At 67.0% G+C, this 21,973-nt stretch carries 27 protein-coding genes; 15 read left to right on the top strand and 12 right to left on the bottom strand.

The window, feature by feature from the left end:
* Position 1 precedes the first annotated feature (1 nt).
* Positions 2-715 (bottom strand): TVP38/TMEM64 family protein, encoded by a 714-nt coding sequence (locus BKG60_RS18300; protein WP_070947220.1) that lies wholly within the window; start codon positions 713-715, stop codon positions 2-4.
* A 191-nt stretch (positions 716-906) separates the two neighbouring features.
* Entirely contained in the window at positions 907-1,290 is a 384-nt protein-coding gene (locus BKG60_RS18295; protein WP_070947219.1) for a thioredoxin family protein, read from the bottom strand.
* 163 nt (positions 1,291-1,453) lie between these two features.
* Between BKG60_RS18295 and BKG60_RS18290 the strand changes: the two genes are divergently transcribed.
* Together BKG60_RS18290 and BKG60_RS18285 are read left to right on the top strand one after the other, a co-directional pair.
* The gene (locus BKG60_RS18290; protein WP_070947218.1) at positions 1,454-1,855 is read left to right on the top strand and encodes a DUF302 domain-containing protein; all 402 of its coding nucleotides are present in this window, start codon (positions 1,454-1,456) and stop codon (positions 1,853-1,855) included.
* Positions 1,856-1,873: 18 nt separating this feature from the next.
* Positions 1,874-2,674 carry an SDR family NAD(P)-dependent oxidoreductase gene (locus BKG60_RS18285; RefSeq protein WP_070947217.1) on the top strand — a complete coding sequence of 267 codons (801 nt, stop codon included), beginning with the start codon at positions 1,874-1,876 and terminating at the stop codon, positions 2,672-2,674.
* Here the strand turns inward: BKG60_RS18285 and BKG60_RS18280 are convergent, their stop codons facing one another.
* From BKG60_RS18280 to BKG60_RS18255, 6 genes are all read right to left on the bottom strand, one after another.
* Positions 2,675-3,739, bottom strand: a complete 1,065-nt coding sequence (locus tag BKG60_RS18280) for an NAD(P)H-dependent amine dehydrogenase family protein (RefSeq protein WP_070947216.1) — start codon at positions 3,737-3,739, stop codon at positions 2,675-2,677.
* A gap of 88 nt (positions 3,740-3,827) precedes the next feature.
* On the bottom strand, positions 3,828-4,784 hold the full coding sequence (locus BKG60_RS18275) for a glycine betaine ABC transporter substrate-binding protein (RefSeq protein WP_070943582.1): 957 nt from the start codon (positions 4,782-4,784) through the stop codon (positions 3,828-3,830).
* On the bottom strand, positions 4,784-5,563 hold the full coding sequence (locus BKG60_RS18270) for an ABC transporter permease (protein WP_070943583.1): 780 nt from the start codon (positions 5,561-5,563) through the stop codon (positions 4,784-4,786). Before BKG60_RS18270 ends, BKG60_RS18275 begins: the two co-directional genes overlap by 1 nt.
* Entirely contained in the window at positions 5,560-6,756 is a 1,197-nt protein-coding gene (locus BKG60_RS18265; RefSeq protein WP_070943584.1) for an ABC transporter ATP-binding protein, read from the bottom strand. Before BKG60_RS18265 ends, BKG60_RS18270 begins: the two co-directional genes overlap by 4 nt.
* The gene (locus tag BKG60_RS18260; RefSeq protein ID WP_070186086.1) at positions 6,749-7,396 is read right to left on the bottom strand and encodes an ABC transporter permease; all 648 of its coding nucleotides are present in this window, start codon (positions 7,394-7,396) and stop codon (positions 6,749-6,751) included. Before BKG60_RS18260 ends, BKG60_RS18265 begins: the two co-directional genes overlap by 8 nt.
* Before the next feature lie 155 nt (positions 7,397-7,551).
* Positions 7,552-8,049, bottom strand: a complete 498-nt coding sequence (locus BKG60_RS18255; protein ID WP_070943585.1) for a DUF1990 domain-containing protein — start codon at positions 8,047-8,049, stop codon at positions 7,552-7,554.
* 31 nt (positions 8,050-8,080) lie between these two features.
* Between BKG60_RS18255 and BKG60_RS18250 the strand changes: the two genes are divergently transcribed.
* The 11 genes from BKG60_RS18250 (at position 8,081) to pdxT (ending at position 18,021) form a co-directional block, all read left to right on the top strand.
* Positions 8,081-8,701 carry a PaaI family thioesterase gene (locus BKG60_RS18250; protein WP_070943586.1) on the top strand — a complete coding sequence of 207 codons (621 nt, stop codon included), beginning with the start codon at positions 8,081-8,083 and terminating at the stop codon, positions 8,699-8,701.
* A complete protein-coding gene (locus tag BKG60_RS18245; RefSeq protein WP_070943587.1) occupies positions 8,698-9,129 on the top strand; it encodes a TIGR02611 family protein in 432 nt (143 codons plus the stop codon). Before BKG60_RS18250 ends, BKG60_RS18245 begins: the two co-directional genes overlap by 4 nt.
* A gap of 60 nt (positions 9,130-9,189) precedes the next feature.
* Positions 9,190-11,241, top strand: coding sequence for a threonine--tRNA ligase (thrS, locus tag BKG60_RS18240; RefSeq protein WP_070943588.1), 2,052 nt, complete (start codon positions 9,190-9,192; stop codon positions 11,239-11,241).
* A gap of 4 nt (positions 11,242-11,245) precedes the next feature.
* On the top strand, positions 11,246-11,836 hold the full coding sequence (locus BKG60_RS18235) for an ATP adenylyltransferase (RefSeq protein ID WP_165617728.1): 591 nt from the start codon (positions 11,246-11,248) through the stop codon (positions 11,834-11,836).
* Positions 11,833-12,480, top strand: a complete 648-nt coding sequence (gene pgsA / locus BKG60_RS18230; RefSeq protein ID WP_070184621.1) for a phosphatidylinositol phosphate synthase — start codon at positions 11,833-11,835, stop codon at positions 12,478-12,480. Before BKG60_RS18235 ends, pgsA begins: the two co-directional genes overlap by 4 nt.
* Positions 12,477-13,388 carry a phosphatidylinositol mannoside acyltransferase gene (locus BKG60_RS18225; protein ID WP_070943590.1) on the top strand — a complete coding sequence of 304 codons (912 nt, stop codon included), beginning with the start codon at positions 12,477-12,479 and terminating at the stop codon, positions 13,386-13,388. Before pgsA ends, BKG60_RS18225 begins: the two co-directional genes overlap by 4 nt.
* A gap of 34 nt (positions 13,389-13,422) precedes the next feature.
* Complete coding sequence (locus BKG60_RS18220) at positions 13,423-14,547, top strand: glycosyltransferase family 4 protein (protein ID WP_070943591.1); 1,125 nt, start codon at positions 13,423-13,425, stop codon at positions 14,545-14,547.
* Positions 14,548-14,549: 2 nt separating this feature from the next.
* Positions 14,550-15,608, top strand: coding sequence for an NUDIX hydrolase (locus tag BKG60_RS18215; protein WP_070943592.1), 1,059 nt, complete (start codon positions 14,550-14,552; stop codon positions 15,606-15,608).
* 65 nt (positions 15,609-15,673) lie between these two features.
* Positions 15,674-16,585 carry a pyridoxal 5'-phosphate synthase lyase subunit PdxS gene (gene pdxS, locus BKG60_RS18210; RefSeq protein WP_070943593.1) on the top strand — a complete coding sequence of 304 codons (912 nt, stop codon included), beginning with the start codon at positions 15,674-15,676 and terminating at the stop codon, positions 16,583-16,585.
* 9 nt (positions 16,586-16,594) lie between these two features.
* A complete protein-coding gene (tesB, locus tag BKG60_RS18205) occupies positions 16,595-17,443 on the top strand; it encodes an acyl-CoA thioesterase II (protein ID WP_070184606.1) in 849 nt (282 codons plus the stop codon).
* Positions 17,440-18,021 (top strand): pyridoxal 5'-phosphate synthase glutaminase subunit PdxT, encoded by a 582-nt coding sequence (gene pdxT, locus BKG60_RS18200; protein WP_070184607.1) that lies wholly within the window; start codon positions 17,440-17,442, stop codon positions 18,019-18,021. Before tesB ends, pdxT begins: the two co-directional genes overlap by 4 nt.
* A gap of 30 nt (positions 18,022-18,051) precedes the next feature.
* Here the strand turns inward: pdxT and BKG60_RS18195 are convergent, their stop codons facing one another.
* From BKG60_RS18195 to BKG60_RS18185, 3 genes are read right to left on the bottom strand one after another with little or no spacing between them, the layout of a single operon-like run.
* Positions 18,052-18,942 carry an NAD(P)-dependent oxidoreductase gene (locus BKG60_RS18195; RefSeq protein ID WP_075909804.1) on the bottom strand — a complete coding sequence of 297 codons (891 nt, stop codon included), beginning with the start codon at positions 18,940-18,942 and terminating at the stop codon, positions 18,052-18,054.
* Entirely contained in the window at positions 18,939-19,325 is a 387-nt protein-coding gene (locus BKG60_RS18190) for a carboxymuconolactone decarboxylase family protein (protein WP_070184608.1), read from the bottom strand. The genes BKG60_RS18195 and BKG60_RS18190 overlap by 4 nt, the downstream gene beginning before the upstream one ends.
* A gap of 11 nt (positions 19,326-19,336) precedes the next feature.
* Entirely contained in the window at positions 19,337-20,008 is a 672-nt protein-coding gene (locus BKG60_RS18185; protein WP_070943594.1) for a TetR/AcrR family transcriptional regulator, read from the bottom strand.
* Positions 20,009-20,090: 82 nt separating this feature from the next.
* Here BKG60_RS18185 and BKG60_RS18180 point away from each other — a divergent pair, with 82 nt between their 5' ends.
* Together BKG60_RS18180 and BKG60_RS18175 are read left to right on the top strand one after the other, a co-directional pair.
* On the top strand, positions 20,091-20,396 hold the full coding sequence (locus tag BKG60_RS18180; protein ID WP_070943595.1) for a hypothetical protein: 306 nt from the start codon (positions 20,091-20,093) through the stop codon (positions 20,394-20,396).
* 76 nt (positions 20,397-20,472) lie between these two features.
* Positions 20,473-21,228, top strand: coding sequence for a YebC/PmpR family DNA-binding transcriptional regulator (locus BKG60_RS18175; protein ID WP_070184611.1), 756 nt, complete (start codon positions 20,473-20,475; stop codon positions 21,226-21,228).
* 50 nt (positions 21,229-21,278) lie between these two features.
* Here BKG60_RS18175 and BKG60_RS18170 read toward each other — a convergent pair whose 3' ends face one another.
* Positions 21,279-21,938, bottom strand: coding sequence for an NAD(P)H-binding protein (locus tag BKG60_RS18170; protein WP_070943596.1), 660 nt, complete (start codon positions 21,936-21,938; stop codon positions 21,279-21,281).
* Between the last annotated feature and the right edge of the window lie 35 nt (positions 21,939-21,973).

Here is a 21,973-nt window from a genome sequence, read left to right as displayed (position 1 = left end):
GCTACGGCGTCTGCTCCGGGGCCTGATCGGCCCCGGAGTGGTGACTGCGCCAAGACCGGTAGCCGCGATGGGCGGCGAACGCCCCGATGACTGCCGTGATGCACCACACCCCGATCGCGGTGTAGGCCAACGGGGCCGACAGATCACCGATCGACGCGCCGAGTGCGGTGTAGACGAACGCGCGCGGCACCGAACCGATGAACGCCCCAGCTGCCATCTGCCACAACGGCACGCCGAATGCGCCGAAGGCGTAGGAGGCGAGCGCGTCGGACACGCCGGGAACGAAACGCTGCCCGACCACCGCCCACAAGCCGCCCCGCTCGATCTGGTGATCCAGCCGATCCGCGCGTTGTGCCCCGAGTAAGGCCCGGGCGCTGTCGCGGCCCGCGCGCCGGCCGATCAGGCTGGCCACCACCGCCGTGCCGACCGTGGCGCCCAGGGTCACGAATGTGCCCAGTACCGGACCGAACAACACACCGCTGCCCGCGGCCAGGATCGGGCCGGGCACGAACAGCGCTCCGAGGCAAGCAGACATCACGATGTAGGCCAGGGGAGCGGCCGGCCCGGCCGAGGCGACCAGGGCCCGCATGTTGTCGACATCGATGACGCGGGCCACGGCCACCAGATAGAACAGGCCGAACAGGAACGCCGCGAACGCGACGAGCCGCAGGATGTGCGGTCGCCGGTTGGCGCCAGGGGAGTCGTCGTCAGCCATCGCGGCCACGATTCTTCCCTACATCCAGGGCGTCAGCCGGGGCCGCGGTCACCTGCCGGCGTGTTGGTGCAGGTGCAGCGCCGGGTCGCCGGTACCGACCGCATGACTTCGGCGGCGTGCTGACCGCAGCCGTCCCAGGTGGTCTTGCCGCAGCTCGGGCATTTCACCGGATAACACATCGGCGTGCGCTTTCAGCTCGTGGTGGTGGAACTCGTGGCTTTGCGGGCCGCGATTTTCGCACGGACCTGGTCCATGTCGAGGTCTGCGATCTGGGAGATGAGATTCTCCAGTGCTACCGGTGGCAGCGCCCCTGGTTGGCTGAACACCAGGACTCCTTCGCGGAAGGCCGCGATGGTGGGGATGGATCGGATGCCCATCAGGGCGGCAAGCTCACTCTCCTGCTCGGTGTCGACCTTGGCGTGAACAATCTCGGGATGGTTGGTGGCCGACCGCTCGAAGGTCGGAGCGAAAGCCCGGCACGGGCCGCACCAGGAAGCCCAGAAGTCGACGAGCACGATGTCGTTGGTGCGGATCGTGGATTCGAAGTCGGCGTAGCCGAGGTTGCGGATGGTCATTGGGTACTCCTTGGATCAGTTCGTTCGAATCAAGTCAACATACCCCTGGGGGTATATATTCCAATCGGATGGTTCCCACTTCCAGGGGGTCTCTGGGCGGTAGCGTGGCAGAAGAAACGTGTCCTTGACGGGCGTGCGACGACGCGGCGAAAGAGGCCACAACATGGAAATCGCTTTGGTGACCACGACGACGGGCCCGTTCGAGGAGGCCGTTGCCCGCACTCGAGACGCGCTGGCCCAGCAAGGATTCGGTGTTCTGACGGAGATCGACATCCGGGCGACGCTGAACGCCAAGTTGGGTGGCGACGCCGGTGATCGGTTGGGTGACTATCTGATCCTCGGTGCCTGCAACCCCCAGTTCGCCCAGCAGGCCCTCAGTGCCTACCGGCAGATCGGTGTGCTGTTGCCGTGCAATGTGGTGCTGCGCACCGCTCCGGGGGATGATGCCGTGGTCGTCGAGGCGATGAATCCGAACCTGATGGCCGAGGTCACCGATGAGCCGAAGTTGGTCGACATCGCCGCCGAGGTCGGCCGGCGGCTACAGGCGGCGCTCGACAGCCTCTAGGTCCGTAAGTTGATACCCATGGATACCCCGATCGCTGTGGTCACCGGGGCGAGTCGCGGCGCGGGCCGCGGCATCGCCGCAGCCCTGCTCGCCTCGGGTTGGCGGGTGTATGTCACCGGACGGACGGTGACCGATCCGGGGGAGGGTGGCATCGCCGTTCAGGTCGACCACGCCGACGACGCGGCAGTGGGTGCGTTGTTCCAGCGGATCGGCGAGCAGGAGGGCCGGCTGGACCTCCTGGTCAACAACGCGGCCGCCGTCCACGACGACCTGGTCAACCCGAAACCGTTCTGGGAGAAGCCGATCGAGCTGGCTGATGTGCTCGACGTCGGATTGCGCTCGGCCTATGTGGCGTCCTGGCATGCCGCGCCGCTGCTGCTCGCGGCGGACAAGGGCATGATCGTGTTCACCTCGTCGCCCGGATCGGTCTGCTATATGCACGGTCCCGCTTACGGGGCGCAGAAGGCCGGGGTGGACAAACTGGCCGCAGACATGGCGGTCGACTTCGCCGACACCGGCGTGTCGACGGTGTCGATCTGGATGGGCATCCTGCTGACCGAGAAGCTCAAGGCCGCGTTCACCGGCCACCCGGATGCACTGGCCAAGACCGCCGAGCACGCCGAGACCCCGGAGTTCACCGGATATCTGATCGACGCGTTGTACCGGGATCCGGAGCTGGCCCAAATGTCCGGGCACACCGTGATCGGCGCCGAGCTCGCAACCCGCTACGGCCTGACCGACGAAGGCGGACGCGTGCCGCCGTCGCACCGGGACATGCTGGGCGCGCCGAGGGAGCCGAGCTCGGCCATCGTCCGATAATCAGCGCCGAAACCCGCTGTGGCTGCGGATCAGTGGCAGCGTCGCGAGTGTGGCGAATCCGGGCTCGGCGTCACACACCTCGGGTACCGCGTTGAGGACCTGCATCGCCGTGGCCACGTTGGCCGCCCGCACATGCTGGGCCATCGTGGCCTCGCGGGTGAAACTGGCCAGGGTGAAGAAGTGCGTCTGCATGGACGGGTCACCCTCGATGGTCAGTGTCCAGCCGTGTTTGGGCCGTGGCCAGTGATCGGGGTATTCGTTGCCGACCGTCCATAAGGTCTCGATCTCGATGAGCGGTTCGCCGTCGCGTACGCCCACCCAGTTCCACCGTTGCCCGGCGGTGGTTCCGGCAGCCAGCAGGTTGTCGAAGATCTGGTGGTCGTGACGTGCGGCGACGGCCTCCACCGATGAGGTGACCCCGTCGATACCAGCACCCAGGGCATCAGCCAGGAGCCACACCTGCTCGGTGAACAGTTCGTTGTTGAAGGCCAGGAACTCGGTTGTCTCGACGCCGATCTCGTCCACGGGGCGGCCGAACGACATGTTGTCGAAAGTGATGTGGGTGCTGTCGTAGTCCGACCAGTCGGCACGCTCCTGCAGGGTGATCTTGTCGATCCGGCGGCTCATCCCTGACAGCACCAGAGGCAGGGCGCCGGACAGGTTGCCCGGGTTGATCCCGCTGCCGTGCACGGTCGTGCCGCCTGCCGTGCAGGCCGCCTGCAGCCGATCTCGGTCGGGCGCGGGCATCCGCTGCGGATGGAACAGGAAGGCCGTCGTCACCACGTTCTTGCCGCCGGCCAACAGGGCGCACACGTCGTCCAGATCAGTGGTCCGCGGGGTGTAGACGACGCAGTCGGCTGCCAGGTCCAGGATGGCCGTTACGTCGGTGGTAGCGCGGAGGCCGACCGGTTCCCGGCCCAGCAGCTCGCCGACGTCGACACCGTTTTTGGCGTCCGAGTACACGCGGACCCCGACCAGGTCCAGGTCGGGACGGTCGTCCAGGATCGCCGCCAGCGTCTCGACCCCGACTGCGCCCGTACCCCACTGAATTACCCGATATGCCATAGCTTTCCGCCTTCGATGTTGCTGCCGGGAGGTAGTTCGTCAGGCTAGCCAATCTGCGGCCCGGTGTACGGCGGTCGGAGAAATCGGGCTAGGTCAGCAGCCCTTCCGAGATCAGCCAGTCCCGCGCCACGATGGCCGGGTCCTCGCCGTCACTGTCGACCTTCGCATTCAGTGTCATCATGGTCTCGTTGGTGAGTCGCGGATTGAGCTGCGCGAAGATTTCGGCGAGTTCGGGATGGGCGTCGAGCAGGGCGGTGTCGATCACCTCGGTGAGGTTGTACAGCGGGAAGAACTGCTTGTCGTCCTCGAGGACCCGCAGGTTCAGGGTCGGGATACGGCCATCGGTGGTGAACACCTCGCCGAAGTTGCAATCACCGTTGGCGGTTGCGGTGTAGATGACACCGGTGTCCAGGTGGATCACCCGGCCAAGCTTGGCCCGGGTCAGCCCGTAGGTCCTCAGCATCGGCACGAATCCGTCGTTGCGGTTGGCGAATTCGCTCTCCACGCAGAACGTCAGCGCCTGCCGGGGGAGCCCGGTGAGGTCGGACAGTTTGGTCACTCCGAGTCGCTGGGCCTCGGACTCGCGGATCGCGAAGGCATAGGTGTTGTTCATCGGTGCCGGCGGCAGCCAGCTCAAGTCGTTGGCCTGGTCGGCTTCGTCGACAGCCTGCCACTGGGCGACGGGGTCCTTGATCGGCTCCTCGTTGCCCATGTAATTGATCCAGCCGGTGCCGGTGTATTCGGGTGAGATGTTCGCGGTCCCGTCCAGCATGGCCTGGCGTACCCCGAAACTGCCCGGTGTGTTGGTCATGTTGGTGACGTCGGCGCCGACGGCGTTGAGGATGATCGACAGCATGTTGCCGAGGATCAGCTGCTCGGTGAAATCCTTGGCGGCCACCGTGATCGGCACACCCTCCAGTGAGTCGTAATGCTGGATGGTTCCCGGTTTCGCCTTGAGCACCGCACCACTGGCCGACCGCAGCCCGCACCCGGCCGCCAGCAGAACCACCAGGGCCAGCGCGACGAGCCGTAGGCTGCGATGCATCAGAGTCCCTTCGGCGCCGCGACCATCTCGACAACGCGCGCGAGCCAGTCGATGAACAGCGCCAGTGCGGCAACCAGGATGGCGCCCACCACCAGGGTGACGGTCTGTTGCAGCTTGATGCCGGTGGTGATGAGCTGGCCCAGCCCGCCACCTCCGGTGAACGAGGCCAGGGCCGCCGTACCGACGATGAGCACCAGCGCGGTGCGCACCCCGGCGACGATCACCCGCAGCGCCAGCGGCAACTCCACCTTGACGAGCGTGGCGAACGCCGACATCCCCATGCCGCGGGCCGCCTCGATCACCCGCCGGTCGACACCGTCGAGGCCGATGACGGTGTTGGCGACGATCGGCAGCGCACCGTAAACCGTCAGCGCCACAACGGCACCCATGCTGCCGATCCCGAACAACACCGCTCCGAGGGCGATCAACCCGATCGCGGGTGCAGCCTGTCCGAAGCCGGCCACGGTGATGATCGGCGCCGAATAGCGCCGCATCGGCCCGCGGGTCAGCGCGATCCCGAGCGGGATTGCCACCAGGCAGGTCAGGACCGTGGCGGCCAGGCTGATCGCCATGTGTTGACGCAACAGCGTCAACAGGTTGCCGACCCCGAGGGACCGCTGTTCGGATTCCGAGACATGGGCGATGTTGACGTAGGCGAGCGAACCCAGCACGGCCACAACGCAGACCAGTGGTTGCACCAGCCACCGTCCCAGGCCCAGCCGCGACGTCGGCTCGGCCGGTAGGGCCGAGGCCTCGGTCTGCGGCGCGGTGGCGGTCATGAGGTCGGCTCCGCGGACTGGGCGGCACTGCGCACCTCGGCCATCGCATCCATGATCGTCTCCACCCGGATCACGCCCCGGTAGACGTTGCGCCGACCCGTCACCACCACCACGCCGTGCGAGGAGGTCAGCATGACATCCAAAGCATCGTTGAGTGTCGAAGCCAGGCTGACCTTTTCGAGATCCTCATCGCGGGTGACCTGCTGCAGGGAGCGTGGGTCGTCGAGCTCGGTCAGCGACATCCAACGCAGCGGCCGGTCCTGCCCGTCGAGCACGATGACGTGTTCACGCTCGATGGCCTGTGCGGCGCGGACCGCCGCGGCAGGATCTCCGCCGACATGGGCGACGGCGGCCTCGTGCAAATCGACGTCACGGACCCTGGTCAGAGTCAGCTGTTTGAGTGCGGCGCCGTGCCCGACGAAGCCGCGGACGAAGTCGTTGGCCGGATTGGCCAAGATGTGTTCGGGGGTGTCGTATTGAACGATCTCGGAACCCTGCCGCAGGATCGCGATCTTGTCGCCGAGTTTGACCGCCTCGTCGAAGTCGTGGGTGACGAACACGATCGTCTTGCGCAGCTCATCCTGCAGGCGCAGCAGCTCGTCCTGCAGGCGCTGGCGGGTTATCGGGTCGACGGCGCCGAACGGCTCGTCCATCAGCAACACCGGCGGGTCGGCGGCCAGAGCCCGAGCCACCCCGACGCGTTGCTGCTGACCGCCGGAGAGCTCGCGCGGATAGCGGTCGCGATACTGCGCCGGGTCGAGGTTCACCAGATCGAGCAGTTCGTCCACCCGCGCCGATATCTGCTCCTTGTCCCACTTCAGCAGCCGCGGGACGATCGCGATGTTGTCCCCGACCGTGAAATGGGGGAACAGGCCGGCCCCTTGGATGACGTAGCCGATATGGCGGCGGAGTTGGTCGGGGTTGTGATGGGTGACATCGTCGTCGCCGATCAGGATGCGCCCGCTGGTCGGTTCGATCAGCCGGTTGATCATCTTCATCGTCGTGGTCTTGCCACAACCTGACGGACCGACGAGCATCACGATCTCCCCGGCCGGGAACTCCATCGTGATGTTGTCCACTGCCGGAGCGCTTTTGGCGTCGTAGCGTTTGGTGACCCCGTCGAGCAGAATGCGCACGCCACTGATCTCGGAGGCGTCGCCGGATTCGGAAACGTCGGTCGCCGGGTCAGACACGGATCCCCCTCGGTGTGGTCAGGCGGGTGATGACGTTGAGCACGGTGTCCAAAACGATTGCCAGGATCAGGATGCCGACGGTGCCGGCCACGATCGAGTTGGTCGCATTGGCGCCCCCGGTGCGGGAGATACCGGAGAAGATGTAGCCGCCGAGTCCGGGCCCGAGCGCATAGGCCGCGATGGCGGCGATGCCCATCAGCATCTGCGCTGATACGCGCACGCCGGTCATGATGACCGGCCACGCCAGGGGCAGCTCGAGACGGACCAGTGTGGACAGGCGGCCCATTCCCATCCCGCGGGCGGACTCGACGAGGGTGCGATCCACCCCGGTCAATCCGACCAGAACATTGCGGAGGATCGGCAGGAATCCGAAGAACACCAGCATGATCACCGACGGCAGCACCCCGATGCCCACGATGCCGACCAGCACACCGAGCAATGCGTACGACGGGATTGTCAGGCCCACCGACGTCAGCACGTTCCCGAGCGCACTACCCCACGGAGAGCGGTAGATCAGCACTCCGACCAGCAGTGCGGCGACGGTGGCGAGGAGCAGGGTTTGCACCACCAGGCTCATGTGCTGATACGCGAGGAAGGACAGGATCGACCAACGGTCCCGGACAAACTCGAAAAAGCCCATCAGCTCTGCAGCGCCTCACTTCGGTTACCCGAGGACAGCGGTATGCCGTCGCCAGGCAAAACGAGCCTAGCGAACGTGGGCAGCCCGCCGAGGCATTAAGCGCGTATCGGCGGGGCAGGAACCCGTGTGCGACCACGGATGTGGCGGCAGTCGTTTCAGATCCCGGTCAGATAGCGGCGTGTCACCACCCGCTGCAGCAACCGCGTCACCGGCCCGCCCAACCGGCTCCACCAGGTGGCCGGCCGGGAGAATGCGACCACCTCGGCATGCACCTCGTCGGTCGTCGGGTCGTAGCGGACCGAGAACAACTCCTCGCCGGACTCGGGATGCCCGGCCAGGGTGCCGTAGGCGAAGCCCCGCCGATCGGGTTCGTCGAGCACGTAGACCACCCGGCACGGCGCCGGCACCGGACCGAGGCGGACCAGCAACTCGGTGCTCACGCCGGCGGCCTCGGTGGTGGCTTGTACGCGCAGGCCGGCGCCGCGTTGCATGCCCCAGTGCAACACGGAATCGGCGGCCGTCTCGAAGCGTGCGCGGCCGGTACCGATCACCTCCGTGGCCCGGATGTGGCGATAGCCGGCGGGCGGGTCGCCCGCGGTGGCGCCCACCTCCGGATAGGTCAACGACAGCCGTGCCAGGTCGTGCAGTTTCACGTCACCACCATGGCACTAATACGGTGGTTTCGTGGCCACAGAAACAGCGCACCCCGGCGGAGGATTCAACCCGCCCGAGCCCACCGATCGCGGCGGGCCCGATTACGGACGCTTCATCGAGGCGGTACGCACCCTGGGGGACCACGCACGCAGCGCCGACGCCCCGGACGAGGTGATCACCGAGGCGGCCGACCTGATCGAGAAGGTGTCCGCGCTGCTGGCCCCGTACGAAGCCGACGAATGGAATTCACCGTCCGGTCGGCGACTGGACCTGCCCAATCGTGGCAACGTCAACAACGTGCCGGTGCATCTGGAGCAAACCGCCGACAACCGGATCGCCGGGACGGCCCGCTTCCGGCGGTTTCACCTCGGTCGCAACGGGGCGGTACACGGCGGTTCGCTGGCGTTGCTGTTCGATTCACTGCTCGGTTACACCGCGGCCAAACTGACCGGCAGCATGTATCAGCGCACGGCGTATCTGCACGTCAACTACCGCCAGATCGCCCCGATCGAGAAAGAGCTGCAGGTGCAGGCCGGCATCAACCGCATCGAGGGGCGCAAGATCTACGTCGAGGGACGCCTGCTCGACGGCGACGACGTGCTCACCGAGGCCGAGGCGTTGTTCGTGCGGCTCAAGCCGGGGCAGCCATGAGTGTGGCGGCCAACCTCGCCGAGGTGAAGCGGCGCTGGACGAGCTGGCGGGAGGGGTTGCGCTCGCGCCCGGCCGTCGATTTCACCTACCGCATCGTGGTCGGCGTCGTCGGCACGCTCGTGCTGGCGGTCGGGATCGTGGCGATCCCGTATCCGGGCCCGGGCTGGGCCATCGTGTTCCTCGGGCTGGCGATCCTGGCCAGCGAATTCGACTTCGCCAAGCGGGCGCTGCGTTATGTCCGGGCCCGCTACGACGCCGTGATGGCCTGGTTCGACCGCCAGCACATCGCGGTCAAAGGTGTCAGTGCGGCTTTCACCGGACTGGTGGTGCTCGGCACGCTGTGGCTGTTCGGCGTGATCGGCTTCGCGGCGGGTCTGGTCGGGTTTGATCAGGAGTGGCTCAAGAGCCCTATCGGGATCGGGTCCTGATCAGGCCACCGATAGCATGGTCGCGTTCGCATTAGCCCACGCATGGTAGGAGACTCCCCGATGAGCGCCGCCCCCAGCCCAGCCCCCGCTGCCCCGATCCGGGTCGCGGCCGGGACCACCGCCGGCGCGGCGGTGCGCGAGGCGGGCCTGCCCAGCCGCGGAGCCCCTGATGCGATCGTGGTGGTGCGCGACAGCGAGGGCCGCCTCCGCGACCTGTCCTGGACCCCGGACGCCGATGTCGAGGTGACGCCGGTGGCCGCCGACACCGAGGACGGCCGCAGCGTGATCCGGCACTCCTGCGCCCACGTGCTGGCCCAGGCCGTGCAAGACCTGTTTCCCCAGGCCAAACTCGGCATCGGCCCGCCGATCACCGACGGCTTCTACTACGACTTCGACGTCGCCGAGCCGTTCACGCCAGAGGACCTGGAGAAGCTCGAAAAGCGGATGGCCAAGATCGTCAAGGACGGTCAGCTGTTCTCCCGGCGCGTCTACGACTCCAAGGACCAGGCCCGCGAGGAACTGGCCAACGAGCCCTACAAGCTGGAGTTGGTCGACGACAAGTCGGGTGACCCGGATGTGATGGAGGTGGGCGGCGACGAGCTGACCGCCTACGACAACCTCAACGCCCGCACCAAGGAGCGGGTGTGGGGCGATCTGTGCCGCGGTCCGCACATCCCGACCACCAAGTACATCCCGGCGTTCAAATTGACCCGCAGCAGCGCTGCGTATTGGCGCGGCGACCAGACCAACGCCAGTCTGCAGCGGGTGTACGGCACGGCCTGGGAGTCGCAGGAGGCCCTTGACCGCCACCTCGAGCTCATCGAGGAGGCGCAGCGTCGCGACCACCGCAAGCTCGGTGTCGAGCTGGACCTGTTCAGCTTCCCCGACGAGCTCGGCTCCGGCCTGCCGGTGTTCCATCCCAAGGGCGGTGTCATCCGCAAGGAGCTGGAGGACTACTCGCGGCGCAAGCACTCCGAGGCCGGCTACGAGTTCGTCAACACCCCCCACATCACCAAGGAACACCTCTACATCACCTCGGGCCACCTGGAGTGGTACGCCGACGGCATGTACCCGCCGATGCACATCGACGCGGAGTACAACGAGGACGGCACGGTGCGCAAGCCCGGGCAGGACTACTACCTCAAGCCCATGAACTGCCCCATGCACCACCTGATCTACCGGGCGCGGGGCCGCTCCTACCGTGAACTTCCGTTGCGGCTCTTCGAATTCGGCTCGGTGTACCGCTACGAGAAGTCCGGTGTGGTGCACGGCCTGACCCGGGTGCGCGGCATGACCCAGGACGACGCACACATCTACACCACGCGTGAGCAGATGCGCGACGAGCTCACCTCGCTGCTGCAGTTCGTACTCGACCTGCTCTCGGACTACGGCCTGGACGACTACTACCTGGAGTTGTCCACCAAGGATCCCGACAAGTATGTGGGCTCCGACGAGATGTGGGACGAGGCCACCGAAACCCTGCGCTCGGTCGCCGAGGCCTCGGGACTGGAGCTGGTGCCGGATCCGGGCGGGGCGGCGTTCTACGGCCCCAAGATCTCGGTTCAGGTCAAGGACGCGCTGGGCCGCAACTGGCAGATGTCGACGATCCAGTTGGACTTCAACATGCCCGACCGTTTCGAGTTGGAGTACACCGCTGCCGACGGCAGCCGCCGGCGTCCCGTCCTGATCCACCGAGCCCTGTTCGGCTCGATCGAACGATTCTTCGGCGTGCTCACCGAGCATTACGCGGGCGCGTTCCCGGCTTGGCTGGCGCCGGTGCAGGTGGTCGGTATCCCGGTCGCCGATGCGCACCTTGACTACCTGTATGACGTTGCCGCCCAGCTCAAGTCGCGCGGGGTCCGGGTCGAGGTGGATGGCAGCGACGACCGGATGGCGAAGAAGATCGTCAACCACACCAATCAGAAGGTGCCGTTCATGCTGCTGGCCGGTGACAAAGACATCGATGCGAGCGCGGTCAGCTTCCGGTTCGGTGACCGCACGCAGATCAACGGCGTTCCACGCGACGAGGCCGTGGATGCGATCGTGGAGTGGATCGCCGAACGCAACAACGCGGTGCCGACGGCAGACCTGGTACGGGTGGGCTTGCGATGAGCGCTTGCGCGAAGAGCCGACAGGTCGCGCGGTGACGGGGGACGAGCGGTCGATCATCGACCACGGGGTGGGCGAGCCGGATCACCTGCAGCGGCTGTGGACGCCGCACCGCATGAGTTACATCGTCGATGCAGTCAAGGGCGACACCAAGATGGGGTCGGCCGGTTCGTCCCAACCGTTCACCGACATCCCCGAGATGTCCGACGAGGACGGACTCATGGTGGCCCGCGGTGAACTCGTGTACGCCGTGCTCAACCTTTACCCGTACAACCCGGGTCATCTCATGGTGGTGCCCTATCGCCGGGTGTCCGAGCTGGAAGACCTCACCGAGGCCGAGAGTGCCGAGTTGATGGCATTCACGCAGAAGGCGATTCGCGTCATCAAGGCGGTCTCGCGCCCGCACGGCTTCAACGTCGGCTTGAACCTGGGCACCTCGGCCGGCGGATCACTGGCCGAGCACCTGCACATGCACGTGGTGCCGCGGTGGGGCGGCGACGCGAACTTCATCACGATCATCGGTGGCGCCAAGGTCATCCCGCAGTTGCTGAGTGAGACCCGGGAGCTGCTGGCTGCGGAATGGGCTCGGCAGCCATGAGCAACCTGTTCCTGATGAGTCGGGCGGCCTACGCCAAGTTGTCGCGGCCGGTGGCCAAGGCTGCGCTGCGCGCGGGCCTGAGTCCCGACATCGTCACCATCGTCGGAACCGCCGGGTCGGTGACTGCCGCGCTGACGTTGTTCCCGATCGGTCAGTTGTGGTGGGGCGCGTTCGCGGTGTTCGTCTTCGTGCTCGCCGACATGCTCGACGGAGCGATGGCGCGTGAACGCGGCGGCGGTACCCGGTTCGGGGCCGTGCTCGACGCGGCGTGTGACCGGATCGCCGACGGGGCCATATTCGCCGGCCTGCTGTGGTGGGCGGCGTTCGGCCTGCACGATCCGACGCTCGTGGTGGCGCTTCTCATCTGCCTGGTCACCTCGCAGGTGATCTCTTACATCAAGGCCCGAGCCGAGGCCAGCGGGCTGCGTGGCGACGGCGGCATCATCGAGCGGCCCGAGCGCCTGGTGATCGTGCTGGTCGGGGCGGGGCTGTCCGGTGTGCCGTTCCTGCACGCGCCGTGGCTGTTGCACGGGGCCGCCTGGCTGCTGGCCGTGGCCAGCGTGGTCACGGTGGCACAGCGGATCCACGCGGTGCGCAGGTCTCCGGGTGCGATGGATCTGCTGCAACCCCCGGGGGCGTCGTGAACATTCCGCTGTCCGGGCAGGTGACCGATCTGGGTTTTGCGGCAGGCTGGCAGCTGGTGCGTGCGATGCCGGAAGTGGTGGCGCGCAATCTGTTCGACGCAGGTGCCTTCTATGCCTCCCGTGGTGGCGGGCCCCAGCAGCTGCGCAAGAACCTGGCCCGGGTGACCGGGGTGTCCCCGGCTGAGGTGCCGGACGACCTGATGCGTGCTTCACTGGCCTCATACGCCCGGTACTGGCGGGAGGCGTTCCGGTTGCCGTCGATGGATCTGACCGCTGTGGCCAAGCGCCTGGACGAGGTTTTCGTCGGCGCGGACAAGCTGCGGGCTGCTCACCAGGCCGGCCGCGGCGCCGTGCTGGCGTTGCCGCACAGCGGTAACTGGGACATGGCGGGGGTGTGGCTGGCCCAGCAGTACGGAACCTTCGCCACCGTGGCCGAACGGCTCAAACCCGAATCGCTCTACCGCCGCTTCATCGACTACCGCGAGAGCCTGGGATTTGAGGTCTTCCCGCTGTCGGGCGGGGAGCGCCCGCCGTTCGAGGTGCTCGCGGAACGGTTGCGGGACAACAAGTTCGTCTGCCTGATGGCTGACCGGGACCTCACCCGCAACGGCGTGGAGGTCGACTTTTTCGGCGAACCCACCCGGATGCCGGCGGGCCCGGCCAAGCTGGCGATCGAAACCGGTGCGCCTTTGCATCCTGCCCATGTCCACTACGACGGGGACGACTGCATCGTCGAGATCTTCGACGCCCTCGACACCTCGTCGGGGGATGTGGCGGTGGTGATCCAGCAACTGGCCGACCGGTTCGCCGCGAACATCGCCGCACATCCGGCCGACTGGCACATGCTGCAGCCGCAGTGGCCGGCCGACCTGTCAGACGAACGTCGCGCGCGACTGGGTACCACCTGATGAGCGTTTGCGCGAAGAGGCGACGGAGCTAGCCATGCGTATCGGGATGGTCTGCCCCTATTCGTTCGACGTACCGGGCGGTGTGCAATCCCATGTGCTGCAACTGGCGGAGGTGATGCGCGCCGGCGGGCATCACGTGAGTGTCCTGGCGCCGTCGTCGCCGCACGTGAAGCTGCCGGATTACGTGGTGTCCGGCGGCAAGGCCGTTCCGATTCCCTACAACGGTTCGGTTGCCCGCCTGCGGTTCGGGCCTGCGACGCATCGGAAGGTGAAGAAGTGGATCGCCGAGGGTGACTTCGACGTACTGCACCTGCACGAGCCCAACGCGCCGAGCCTGTCCATGCTGGCGCTGCAGGCCGCCGAGGGCCCGATCGTGGCGACGTTTCACACTTCGACGACAAAGTCGTTGACGCTCAGCGTGTTCCAGGGGATCCTGCGCCCGTACCACGAGAAGATCGTTGGCCGCATCGCGGTGTCGGACCTGGCCCGGCGCTGGCAGATGGAGGCGCTCGGCTCGGATGCGGTCGAGATCCCCAACGGGGTCGACGTACCGTCCTTCGCGAATGCGCCTCGGTTGGAAGGATATCCGCGGCCGGGCCGCTCTGTGCTGTTCCTCGGGCGGTTCGACGAAACGCGTAAGGGCATGCCGGTCCTGCTGAGCGCGCTGCCCAAACTGGTGCGCCGGTTCGCTGACGTCGAGATCCTGATCGTGGGCCGCGGAGACGAGGACGCGTTGCGTGAGGAGGCCGGCGAACTCTCCGGGCACCTGCGGTTTCTCGGGCAGGTCGACGACGACGCGAAGGCCGCGGCCATGCGCAGTGTCGACGTCTACTGCGCCCCCAACCTCGGCGGTGAGAGTTTCGGCATCGTGCTGGTCGAGGCGATGGCGGCCCGAACTGCCGTGGTGGCCAGTGAACTCGACGCGTTCAGCCGCGTTCTGGACCAGGGACAGGCCGGTCGGCTGGTCCCGGTCGGTGATGCCGACGCGTTGGCCGATGCGCTGATCGAGGTGCTCGACGACGACGCGCTGCGCGCGCGGTATATCGACAAAGCGACCGAGCGGGTGGCCCGCTACGACTGGTCTGTGGTGGCCGGTCAGATCATGCGGGTGTACGAGACCGTGGCCAGCCCCGGTGTCAAAGTTCAGGTGGGTGACTAGACATGCCGACCTGGTTGGTGATCACGACGGTGGCCGTACTGGTGGCTCTGCTGCTCGTCGGCGGGTGGGCTTACCAGACCGCCAACCGACTCGACCGGCTCCACGTGCGCTACGACCTGTCGTGGCAGGCGCTCGATGGTGCGCTGGCCCGCCGGGCTGTCGTGGCACGCGCCGTTGCGGTCGACGCCTATGCGGGTGCGCCGGCGGGTAAGCGGCTGGCGGCGCTGGCAGACACCGCCGAACGAGCCCCGCGTCCGGCGCGGGAAGCTGCCGAGAACGACCTGTCGGCCGCGTTGGCCGCGGTCGATCCGGCCGGATTACCCGTCCCACTGGTCGCCGAACTCGCCGACGCCGAGGCTCGGGTGCTGCTGGCCCGGCGCTTCCACAACGACGCCGTCCGCGACACCCTGGCACTGCGGGAACGCCGCGCGGTGCGGGTGCTGCGGCTCGGCGGGACTGCTGCACTGCCAACCTATTTCGAGATCGTCGAGCGGCCGGATTCGCAAGCCGAGGTCAACCCGGTGAGTCGGCGTACCTCGGCACGCGTGGTGCTGCTCGACGAAGACGGTGCGGTGTTGCTGCTGCGCGGCAGTGACCCCGCGATCGACGACCCGGACAAGCCCGCGCCGCGGTGGTGGTTCACCGTCGGGGGCGCCGTCCAGCCCGGCGAGGATCTGGCGGCTGCCGCGGCCCGCGAGCTCGCCGAGGAGACCGGGTTGCGGGCGGCTCCCGAGAGCCTCGTCGGCCCGGTGTGGCGGCGAGACGCCGTCATCGACTTCAACGCCTCGGTGATCCGTAGCGAGGAGTTCTTCTTCATCCACCGGACCGCCCGGTTCGAGCCGTCGGCAACGGGGCGCACCACCCTGGAACGGCACTACATTCACGGGCACCGTTGGTGCGATGAGACAATGATCGCCGAGTTGGTTGCCGGCGGGGAGGCCGTGTATCCGCTTCAACTTGGTGAGCTGCTGGCTCAGGCCAACGAACTGGCCGAACAGCCGGCAGCGACGCTGGCGAATCCGCGGGGATCTGCGGTTCGCGAGCTGCAAGCCATCCGTTGATTGCGGATTCTATGGATTTGGCGGCTCCACTAGACTGAATCAGTAGGAATTTGGAGGAGATTGCAGTGGATACCGCGGCGCAGAACGGCTCCAGCAACCAGACCGGCACCGCGCGCGTGAAGCGCGGCATGGCTGAGATGCTCAAGGGCGGCGTGATCATGGACGTGGTCACGCCCGAGCAGGCGAAGATCGCCGAGGGTGCGGGTGCGGTGGCCGTGATGGCCCTGGAGCGGGTCCCCGCTGACATCCGGGCCCAGGGCGGGGTGTCGCGGATGAGTGACCCGGACATGATCGAGGGCATCATCGAAGCGGTCACCATCCCGGTGATGGCCAAGGCGCGTATCGGGCATTTCGTCGAGGCGCAGATCCTGCAGAGCCTCGGTGTGGATTACATCGACGAGTCCGAGGTGCTGACCCCGGCCGACTACACCAACCACATCGACAAGTGGCGTTTCACCGTGCCGTTCGTGTGCGGGGCCACCAATCTGGGTGAGGCGCTGCGCCGGATCACCGAGGGTGCGGCGATGATCCGTTCCAAGGGTGAGGCCGGCACCGGTGATGTCTCCAACGCGACCACCCACATGCGCAAGATCGGCGGGGAGATCCGCCGGCTCACCTCGATGAGCTCCGACGAGCTGTATGTGGCAGCCAAAGAACTGCAGGCCCCCTACGAGCTGGTGGCCGAGGTGGCTCGGGCCGGCAAGCTGCCGGTCACGCTGTTCACCGCGGGTGGCATCGCCACCCCGGCCGACGCGGCGATGATGATGCAGCTCGGTGCCGAGGGCGTGTTCGTCGGTTCGGGCATCTTCAAGTCGGGCAACCCGGCCCAGCGGGCGGCGGCGATCGTCAAGGCCACCACGTTCTACGACGACCCCGATGTGTTGGCCAAGGTGTCGCGCGGTCTGGGCGAGGCCATGGTGGGCATCAACGTCGAGGAGATCGCCGCACCGCACCGGCTCGCCGAGCGCGGCTGGTAAACATCTCGAATGGCGATTGAAGAGATCCTCGATCTGGAGCAGCTCGAGGTCAACATCTATCGCGGCGGGGTGTTCAGCCCGGAGTCGGGCTTCCTGCAGCGGACCTTCGGCGGCCACGTGGCCGGTCAATCGCTGGTGTCAGCGGTGCGCACCGTGGAGCCGACGTTCCAGGTGCACTCTCTGCACGGCTACTTCCTGCGCCCCGGCGACGCCCGGGCACCGTCGGTCTACACCGTCGAGCGCATCCGAGACGGCGGCTCGTTCTGCACCCGTCGGGTGAGCGCGATTCAGCACGGCGAGACGATCTTCACGATGTCGGCCTCCTTTCAGACCGACCAGACCGGTATCGAGCATCAGGACGTGATGCCCGAGGCCCCCGGGCCCGACGACCTGCCTGGGTTCCGGTCCGGGGGAGCATTCGACGACGCCGGGTTCGCCCAGTTCGACGAATGGGATGTCAGGATCGTGCCGCGCGACCTCGTGGCACGGATTCCCGGCAAGGCATCTCAGCAGCAGGTGTGGTTCCGGCACCGCGACCCGCTGCCCGACGATCATGTGCTGCACATCTGTGCGCTGGCCTATATGAGCGATCTGACGCTGCTGGGTTCGGCCCAGGTGAACCACCTCGATGTGCGTAAGCACCTGATGGTGGCATCGCTGGACCACGCCATGTGGTTCATGCGGCCGTTCCGCGCCGACGAGTGGCTGCTCTACGACCAGTCCTCGCCCTCGGCCTGCGGCGGGCGTTCGCTGACCCAGGGCAAGATCTTCAATCGCTACGGCGAGATGGTCGCTGCGGTCATGCAAGAGGGGCTGACCCGCTACCGGCGCGACTTCGCCCCGCCGGAGGGTGCGTGAGTCCTCGAGTCGGGGTGCTCGCGTTGCAGGGCGACACCCGTGAGCATCTGGCTGCCCTGCGTGAGGCCGGCGCCGAAGCGGTCACGGTGCGGCGGCTTTCCGAGCTCGAGGGGGTCGACGCATTGGTGATTCCGGGCGGGGAATCCACTGCCATGAGCCATCTGCTGCGCGAGTTCGAGCTTCTCGAACCGCTGCGTGCGCGCATCGCCGCCGGGTTGCCGTGCTATGGCTCGTGCGCCGGGATGATCTTGCTGGCCGGCGAGATCGCCGACGCCGGAGCCGATGGCCGGGCCGCGGTGCCCCTCAAAGGTATCGATATGACGGTGCGGCGCAACGCATTTGGACGTCAAGTCGATTCTTTCGAGGGAGATATCGACTTCGAGGGTCTCGACACCCCGGTGCATGCGGTGTTCATCCGGGCGCCGTGGGTCGAGCGGGTCGGTGCGGGTGTCAAGGTGTTGGCCCGCGCCGCTGGCCACATCGTGGCGGTGCGCCAGGGCTCGATGCTGGCGACGTCCTTCCATCCGGAGATGACCGGGGATCGCCGTATCCACAAGCTGTTCGTCGATTCGCTGTGAGCCCGGCGGATCCAACGGCGGATACGTTGCTCACCGCCGCGTGCCCTCGACGATGACGCCCGCGGCCTGCTCCATCGGTTTGACGACGGAGGTGAAGTCGGATTCGGGCCCCTCGGCGCGCAACGTCTGCTCCCAGACGCGCTGCACGGTCTCGGCCATCTCGACCGGCAGGCCCAGGGCGGTGGCCTCGTCGAGGTAGAGCCGGACGTCCTTGGCCATCAGGCCGGTGGCAAACCCGTAGTCGAATGTGCGGGGCAGCACCGCGCGCGGGAACTTGTCCCGGCTGGCGTGGGTGCCACCGGATCCGGCATTGAGCACATCGATCATCACGTCGGCGCTCAGTCCGGCCTTGACGCCCATCACCATCACCTCGGCGGTCGCGGCCAGGGTGGTGGCGGCCATCAGATTGTTGATCAGCTTCATGGTCTGTGCGGCGCCGGGCTGTTCGGAGACGAAGATCGCCCGGCCGAGCACCTCGAAAATCGCGGCGAGCGAATCGAATTCACTGCGGGGTCCGGACACCATGATGGCCAGGGTGCCGGCCTGCGCGCCATGCATACCGCCGCTGACCGGGCTGTCCAGCGCGGCAATGTCCCGGGCGGCCAGCGCGGCGTGATTGCGTTGTGCTGCTTGACCTCCCACTGTGGACAGGTCGACGAAGCGCCGAACCCTGGAACCGTCGGTGACCTCGGCCACCACCGCAGCGGAGACCTGCGGGGTCGGCAGGCTGGCCAGTATCGTCTCGCAGTGCTCGGCCACGTCGCGGACCGAGTCGGCTCGCCGGGCGCCCAGCGCAGCCGCTTTGGCCAGCACATCCTCGCGAACGTCGAAGGCCACCACCGGAAATCCCGCCGCCAGCAGCCGATCCATCATGGGCCACCCCATGTTGCCCAGTCCGACGAAGCCGATGTCGGGGTTCACGACTGCTGCCCGTCGAGATCGGCGAACACGGCGCGGGCCAGCCGGAAACTGTCGACCGCGGCCGGGATCCCGGCGTAGATGCCCACCTGCAGGAAGATCTCGCAGATCTCCTCGCGGGTGACGCCGTTGGTGAGTGCGCCGCGGATGTGTGTGCTCAGCTCGTTCGGCCGGTTCAGCACCGCGATCATCGCGAGGTTCAGCATGCTGCGGGTCTTCAGTTCGAGTCCTTCACGACCCCACACGGCACCCCAGCAGTATTCGGTGACCAGATCTTGCAGCGGCTTGGAGAACGCATCGACGTTTCCAGCCGCCTTGCGGACGTACTCCTCGCCGAGAACCGCTGTGCGGATCGCCAATCCCTTGTCGTACGTGTCTTGATCCATGGTGTTGCCTTTCAGTTTCGAGGGCGGACCCCGTCGAGGAACAGTCGCACGTAGGTGCGCATGCGTTTGTCCAGATCGTCGGGGTCCCAGTTGACGCCCCAGAGAGCGCCGGTGGCGGGGCCACCGACGGTCATGCTCAGAAACGCGCTCCCGACCACCTCGGGATCGTCGATCTCGACGATCCCGGCTTCGGCGTGGCGGGTGAGGACTTCGGTGATGAAAGTCAGGGCGGGCACCGTGCCTTGTTCGTAGAGCAGCCGGAACAGTCGGGGAAAGCGATTGCCTTCGGCGTTGAGGATTCGCTGCAGTGCGATGCCGGCCGGGCCGGTGATGCCGGCCAACCGGATCCGGGCGATGGCCAGCAGGGTTTCTTCCAGGTCGTCGGTCTCGGCCGCGCGAAGCGTCTCGATCGGCACGAGCCACCGCTCCACGGCGCGTTGTACGGCGGCTTCGAACAGCGCGGACTTGTCGGGGTAGAGGCCGTAGATGGTGCGCTTGGCCATGCCGGCAGCCGTCGCGATGCGCTCGATGGTGGACCGGTCGAATCCGTTGTCCAGGAACACTTCCAATGCACAGTCGAGGAGCTCGCGGTGTCGATGCTCGGCCTGCCGCCGGGTGGGCCGGCCCGCGCGGGATCGCGGCTTGGCGTTACGTCCCCGCACGGTGACATCTGTTGACGGCATGGGGCATGTTAGCGCGTTAATGAAACGACGTAGGTGCTATTAATTGCCGGGGTTGCGCCCGGCCTCGGCGTACGCTGCCGGCATGTCTGGCCGCAGACCGGGAGTCGTTGAGTCGCTGATCAGTTGGGCGGCGTGGGCTATGACCGGCCTGATTGCCGTCCTGCTGGCGTTCGCCACGATCTTCCCGGTGGGCTTCAGTGGGGCGTACCCCGAACAAGCCGATGATGCGGCCACGGTGGCCGGGTGGGCGGTACTCACCCTGGCTCTGGTGGTGCTCGCGCCGATCGGCATGGCGATCGGGCATTGGCGGCATTGGCACATCTGGTATTGGCCGGTGCTGTGCAGCGCCGCGGCGGTTACGACGCTCGTCTTACTGCAGGCCCTCTAGGCGTCGTATCGAGCGGCCCGGGAGCGGCACGTAGACTGGAGAACCGGAGTTTTGACCGGAAAAGGGGCGTACCTGCATGAGCGGCCATTCCAAGTGGGCCACCACCAAGCACAAAAAGGCCGTCATCGACGCCAAGCGCGGCAAGATGTTCGCCAAGCTGATCAAGAACATCGAGGTCGCGGCGCGTGTCGGCGGGGGAGACCCAGCCGGTAACCCCACCCTCTACGACGCCATTCAGAAGGCCAAGAAGAGCTCGGTGCCCAACGACAACATCGAGCGTGCCCGCAAGCGGGGCGGTGGTGAGGAAGCCGGTGGCGCCGACTGGCAGAACATCACCTACGAGGGTTATGGCCCCAACGGTGTGGCGGTGCTCGTGGAATGCCTGACCGACAACCGCAACCGTGCCGCCGGCGAGGTCCGCGTCGCGATGACCCGCAATGGCGGGAACATGGCCGATCCGGGTTCGGTGGCCTACCTGTTCTCCCGCAAGGGCATGGTGACACTGGAGAAGAACGGCCTGACCGAGGACGACGTGCTGATGGCCGTCCTGGAGGCCGGCGCCGAGGAGGTCAACGACCTCGACGACTCGTTCGAGATCATCTGCGAGCCGACCGATCTGGTCGCGGTGCGGACCGCGCTGCAGGACGCAGGCATTGACTACGACTCGGCCGAGGCGAGTTTCCAGCCGTCGGTCACGGTGCCCGTGGATCTCGAAGGCGCCCGCAAGGTGCTCAAGCTCGTCGATGCGCTGGAGGACAGCGACGACGTGCAAGAGGTCTACACCAACATCGACATCCCCGACGACGTCGCCGCGCAGCTCGACGAGGAGTAGTCCTCGAACTTGACGGCGTCAGCACGCCGGCATCGATCACGTCGAGTCGGTCATTGGCTCGGGTGCAGCGCTGCGTCGATGGGCGTCTCGCCAGAGATCACCTCGAACGTCCGCCCGGCGGTCTCGGGCTCGTGCAGGACGGCGAGCAGCACGTGTGCGACGTCGGCGCGCGGGATGGTGCCGCGTCCGGTCGATTCGGCCACCATCACTTTCCCGGTCCCAGCCTCGTCGGTGAGCCCGCCCGGGCGCACGATCGTGGTGCGCAGCCCGGCGCGGGCCCGCACATTGGCGTCGGCTTCGGATTTGGCGTGCATATAGGCCCGAAACACCTCGTCGTAGTTCGCGTCGAGCGACCGGTCGTCGGCGGCCAAGGCCGAGACCATCACGTAGCGGCCCACTCCCGCGGCTTCGGCGGCATCGGCCAGCAGGATCGCGGCGTCCCGGTCCACGGTCTGCTTGCGGGCCGCGCCGCTGCCGGGCCCGGCGCCGGCCGCGAACACGACGGCGTCGGCGCCGCGCAGCGCGTCGGTCACCTCGTCCACCGACGCTCGTTCCAGGTCCAGAACGATGGCCTGGGCGCCGGCGGCCTGCAGGTCGGCGGCTTGGTCCGGGTTGCGGATCAGGCCGGCCACATCGTCGCCGCGTGCGGACAACAACTGCTCAAGAATCAGGGCGATCTTGCCGTGCCCGCCGGCTATCACTACGCGCATAGCCTCGACCCTACGGATGTGAGCGTGTCCCTGCG

The organism is Mycobacterium syngnathidarum, from assembly GCF_001942625.1.
Classification (GTDB): domain Bacteria; phylum Actinomycetota; class Actinomycetes; order Mycobacteriales; family Mycobacteriaceae; genus Mycobacterium; species Mycobacterium syngnathidarum.
Note: the sequence above shows the minus strand (reverse complement) of the source record. Positions and strands in the feature narration are given on the sequence as shown.

Bases quoted from the DNA above. Each gene is read 5' to 3' on its own strand.
- BKG60_RS18300 (WP_070947220.1), bottom strand. From the start codon at position 715: ATGGCTGACGACGACTCCCCTGGCGCCAACCGGCGACCGCACATCCTG.
- BKG60_RS18295 (WP_070947219.1), bottom strand. From the start codon at position 1,290: ATGACCATCCGCAACCTCGGCTACGCCGACTTCGAATCCACGATCCGC.
- BKG60_RS18290 (WP_070947218.1), top strand. From the start codon at position 1,454: ATGGAAATCGCTTTGGTGACCACGACGACGGGCCCGTTCGAGGAGGCC.
- BKG60_RS18285 (WP_070947217.1), top strand. From the start codon at position 1,874: ATGGATACCCCGATCGCTGTGGTCACCGGGGCGAGTCGCGGCGCGGGC.
- BKG60_RS18280 (WP_070947216.1), bottom strand. From the start codon at position 3,739: ATGGCATATCGGGTAATTCAGTGGGGTACGGGCGCAGTCGGGGTCGAG.
- BKG60_RS18275 (WP_070943582.1), bottom strand. From the start codon at position 4,784: ATGCATCGCAGCCTACGGCTCGTCGCGCTGGCCCTGGTGGTTCTGCTG.
- BKG60_RS18270 (WP_070943583.1), bottom strand. From the start codon at position 5,563: ATGACCGCCACCGCGCCGCAGACCGAGGCCTCGGCCCTACCGGCCGAG.
- BKG60_RS18260 (WP_070186086.1), bottom strand. From the start codon at position 7,396: ATGGGCTTTTTCGAGTTTGTCCGGGACCGTTGGTCGATCCTGTCCTTC.
- BKG60_RS18245 (WP_070943587.1), top strand. From the start codon at position 8,698: ATGAGTGTGGCGGCCAACCTCGCCGAGGTGAAGCGGCGCTGGACGAGC.
- thrS (WP_070943588.1), top strand. From the start codon at position 9,190: ATGAGCGCCGCCCCCAGCCCAGCCCCCGCTGCCCCGATCCGGGTCGCG.
- pgsA (WP_070184621.1), top strand. From the start codon at position 11,833: ATGAGCAACCTGTTCCTGATGAGTCGGGCGGCCTACGCCAAGTTGTCG.
- BKG60_RS18220 (WP_070943591.1), top strand. From the start codon at position 13,423: ATGCGTATCGGGATGGTCTGCCCCTATTCGTTCGACGTACCGGGCGGT.
- BKG60_RS18215 (WP_070943592.1), top strand. From the start codon at position 14,550: ATGCCGACCTGGTTGGTGATCACGACGGTGGCCGTACTGGTGGCTCTG.
- tesB (WP_070184606.1), top strand. From the start codon at position 16,595: ATGGCGATTGAAGAGATCCTCGATCTGGAGCAGCTCGAGGTCAACATC.
- BKG60_RS18190 (WP_070184608.1), bottom strand. From the start codon at position 19,325: ATGGATCAAGACACGTACGACAAGGGATTGGCGATCCGCACAGCGGTT.
- BKG60_RS18185 (WP_070943594.1), bottom strand. From the start codon at position 20,008: ATGCCGTCAACAGATGTCACCGTGCGGGGACGTAACGCCAAGCCGCGA.
- BKG60_RS18180 (WP_070943595.1), top strand. From the start codon at position 20,091: ATGTCTGGCCGCAGACCGGGAGTCGTTGAGTCGCTGATCAGTTGGGCG.
- BKG60_RS18175 (WP_070184611.1), top strand. From the start codon at position 20,473: ATGAGCGGCCATTCCAAGTGGGCCACCACCAAGCACAAAAAGGCCGTC.
- BKG60_RS18170 (WP_070943596.1), bottom strand. From the start codon at position 21,938: ATGCGCGTAGTGATAGCCGGCGGGCACGGCAAGATCGCCCTGATTCTT.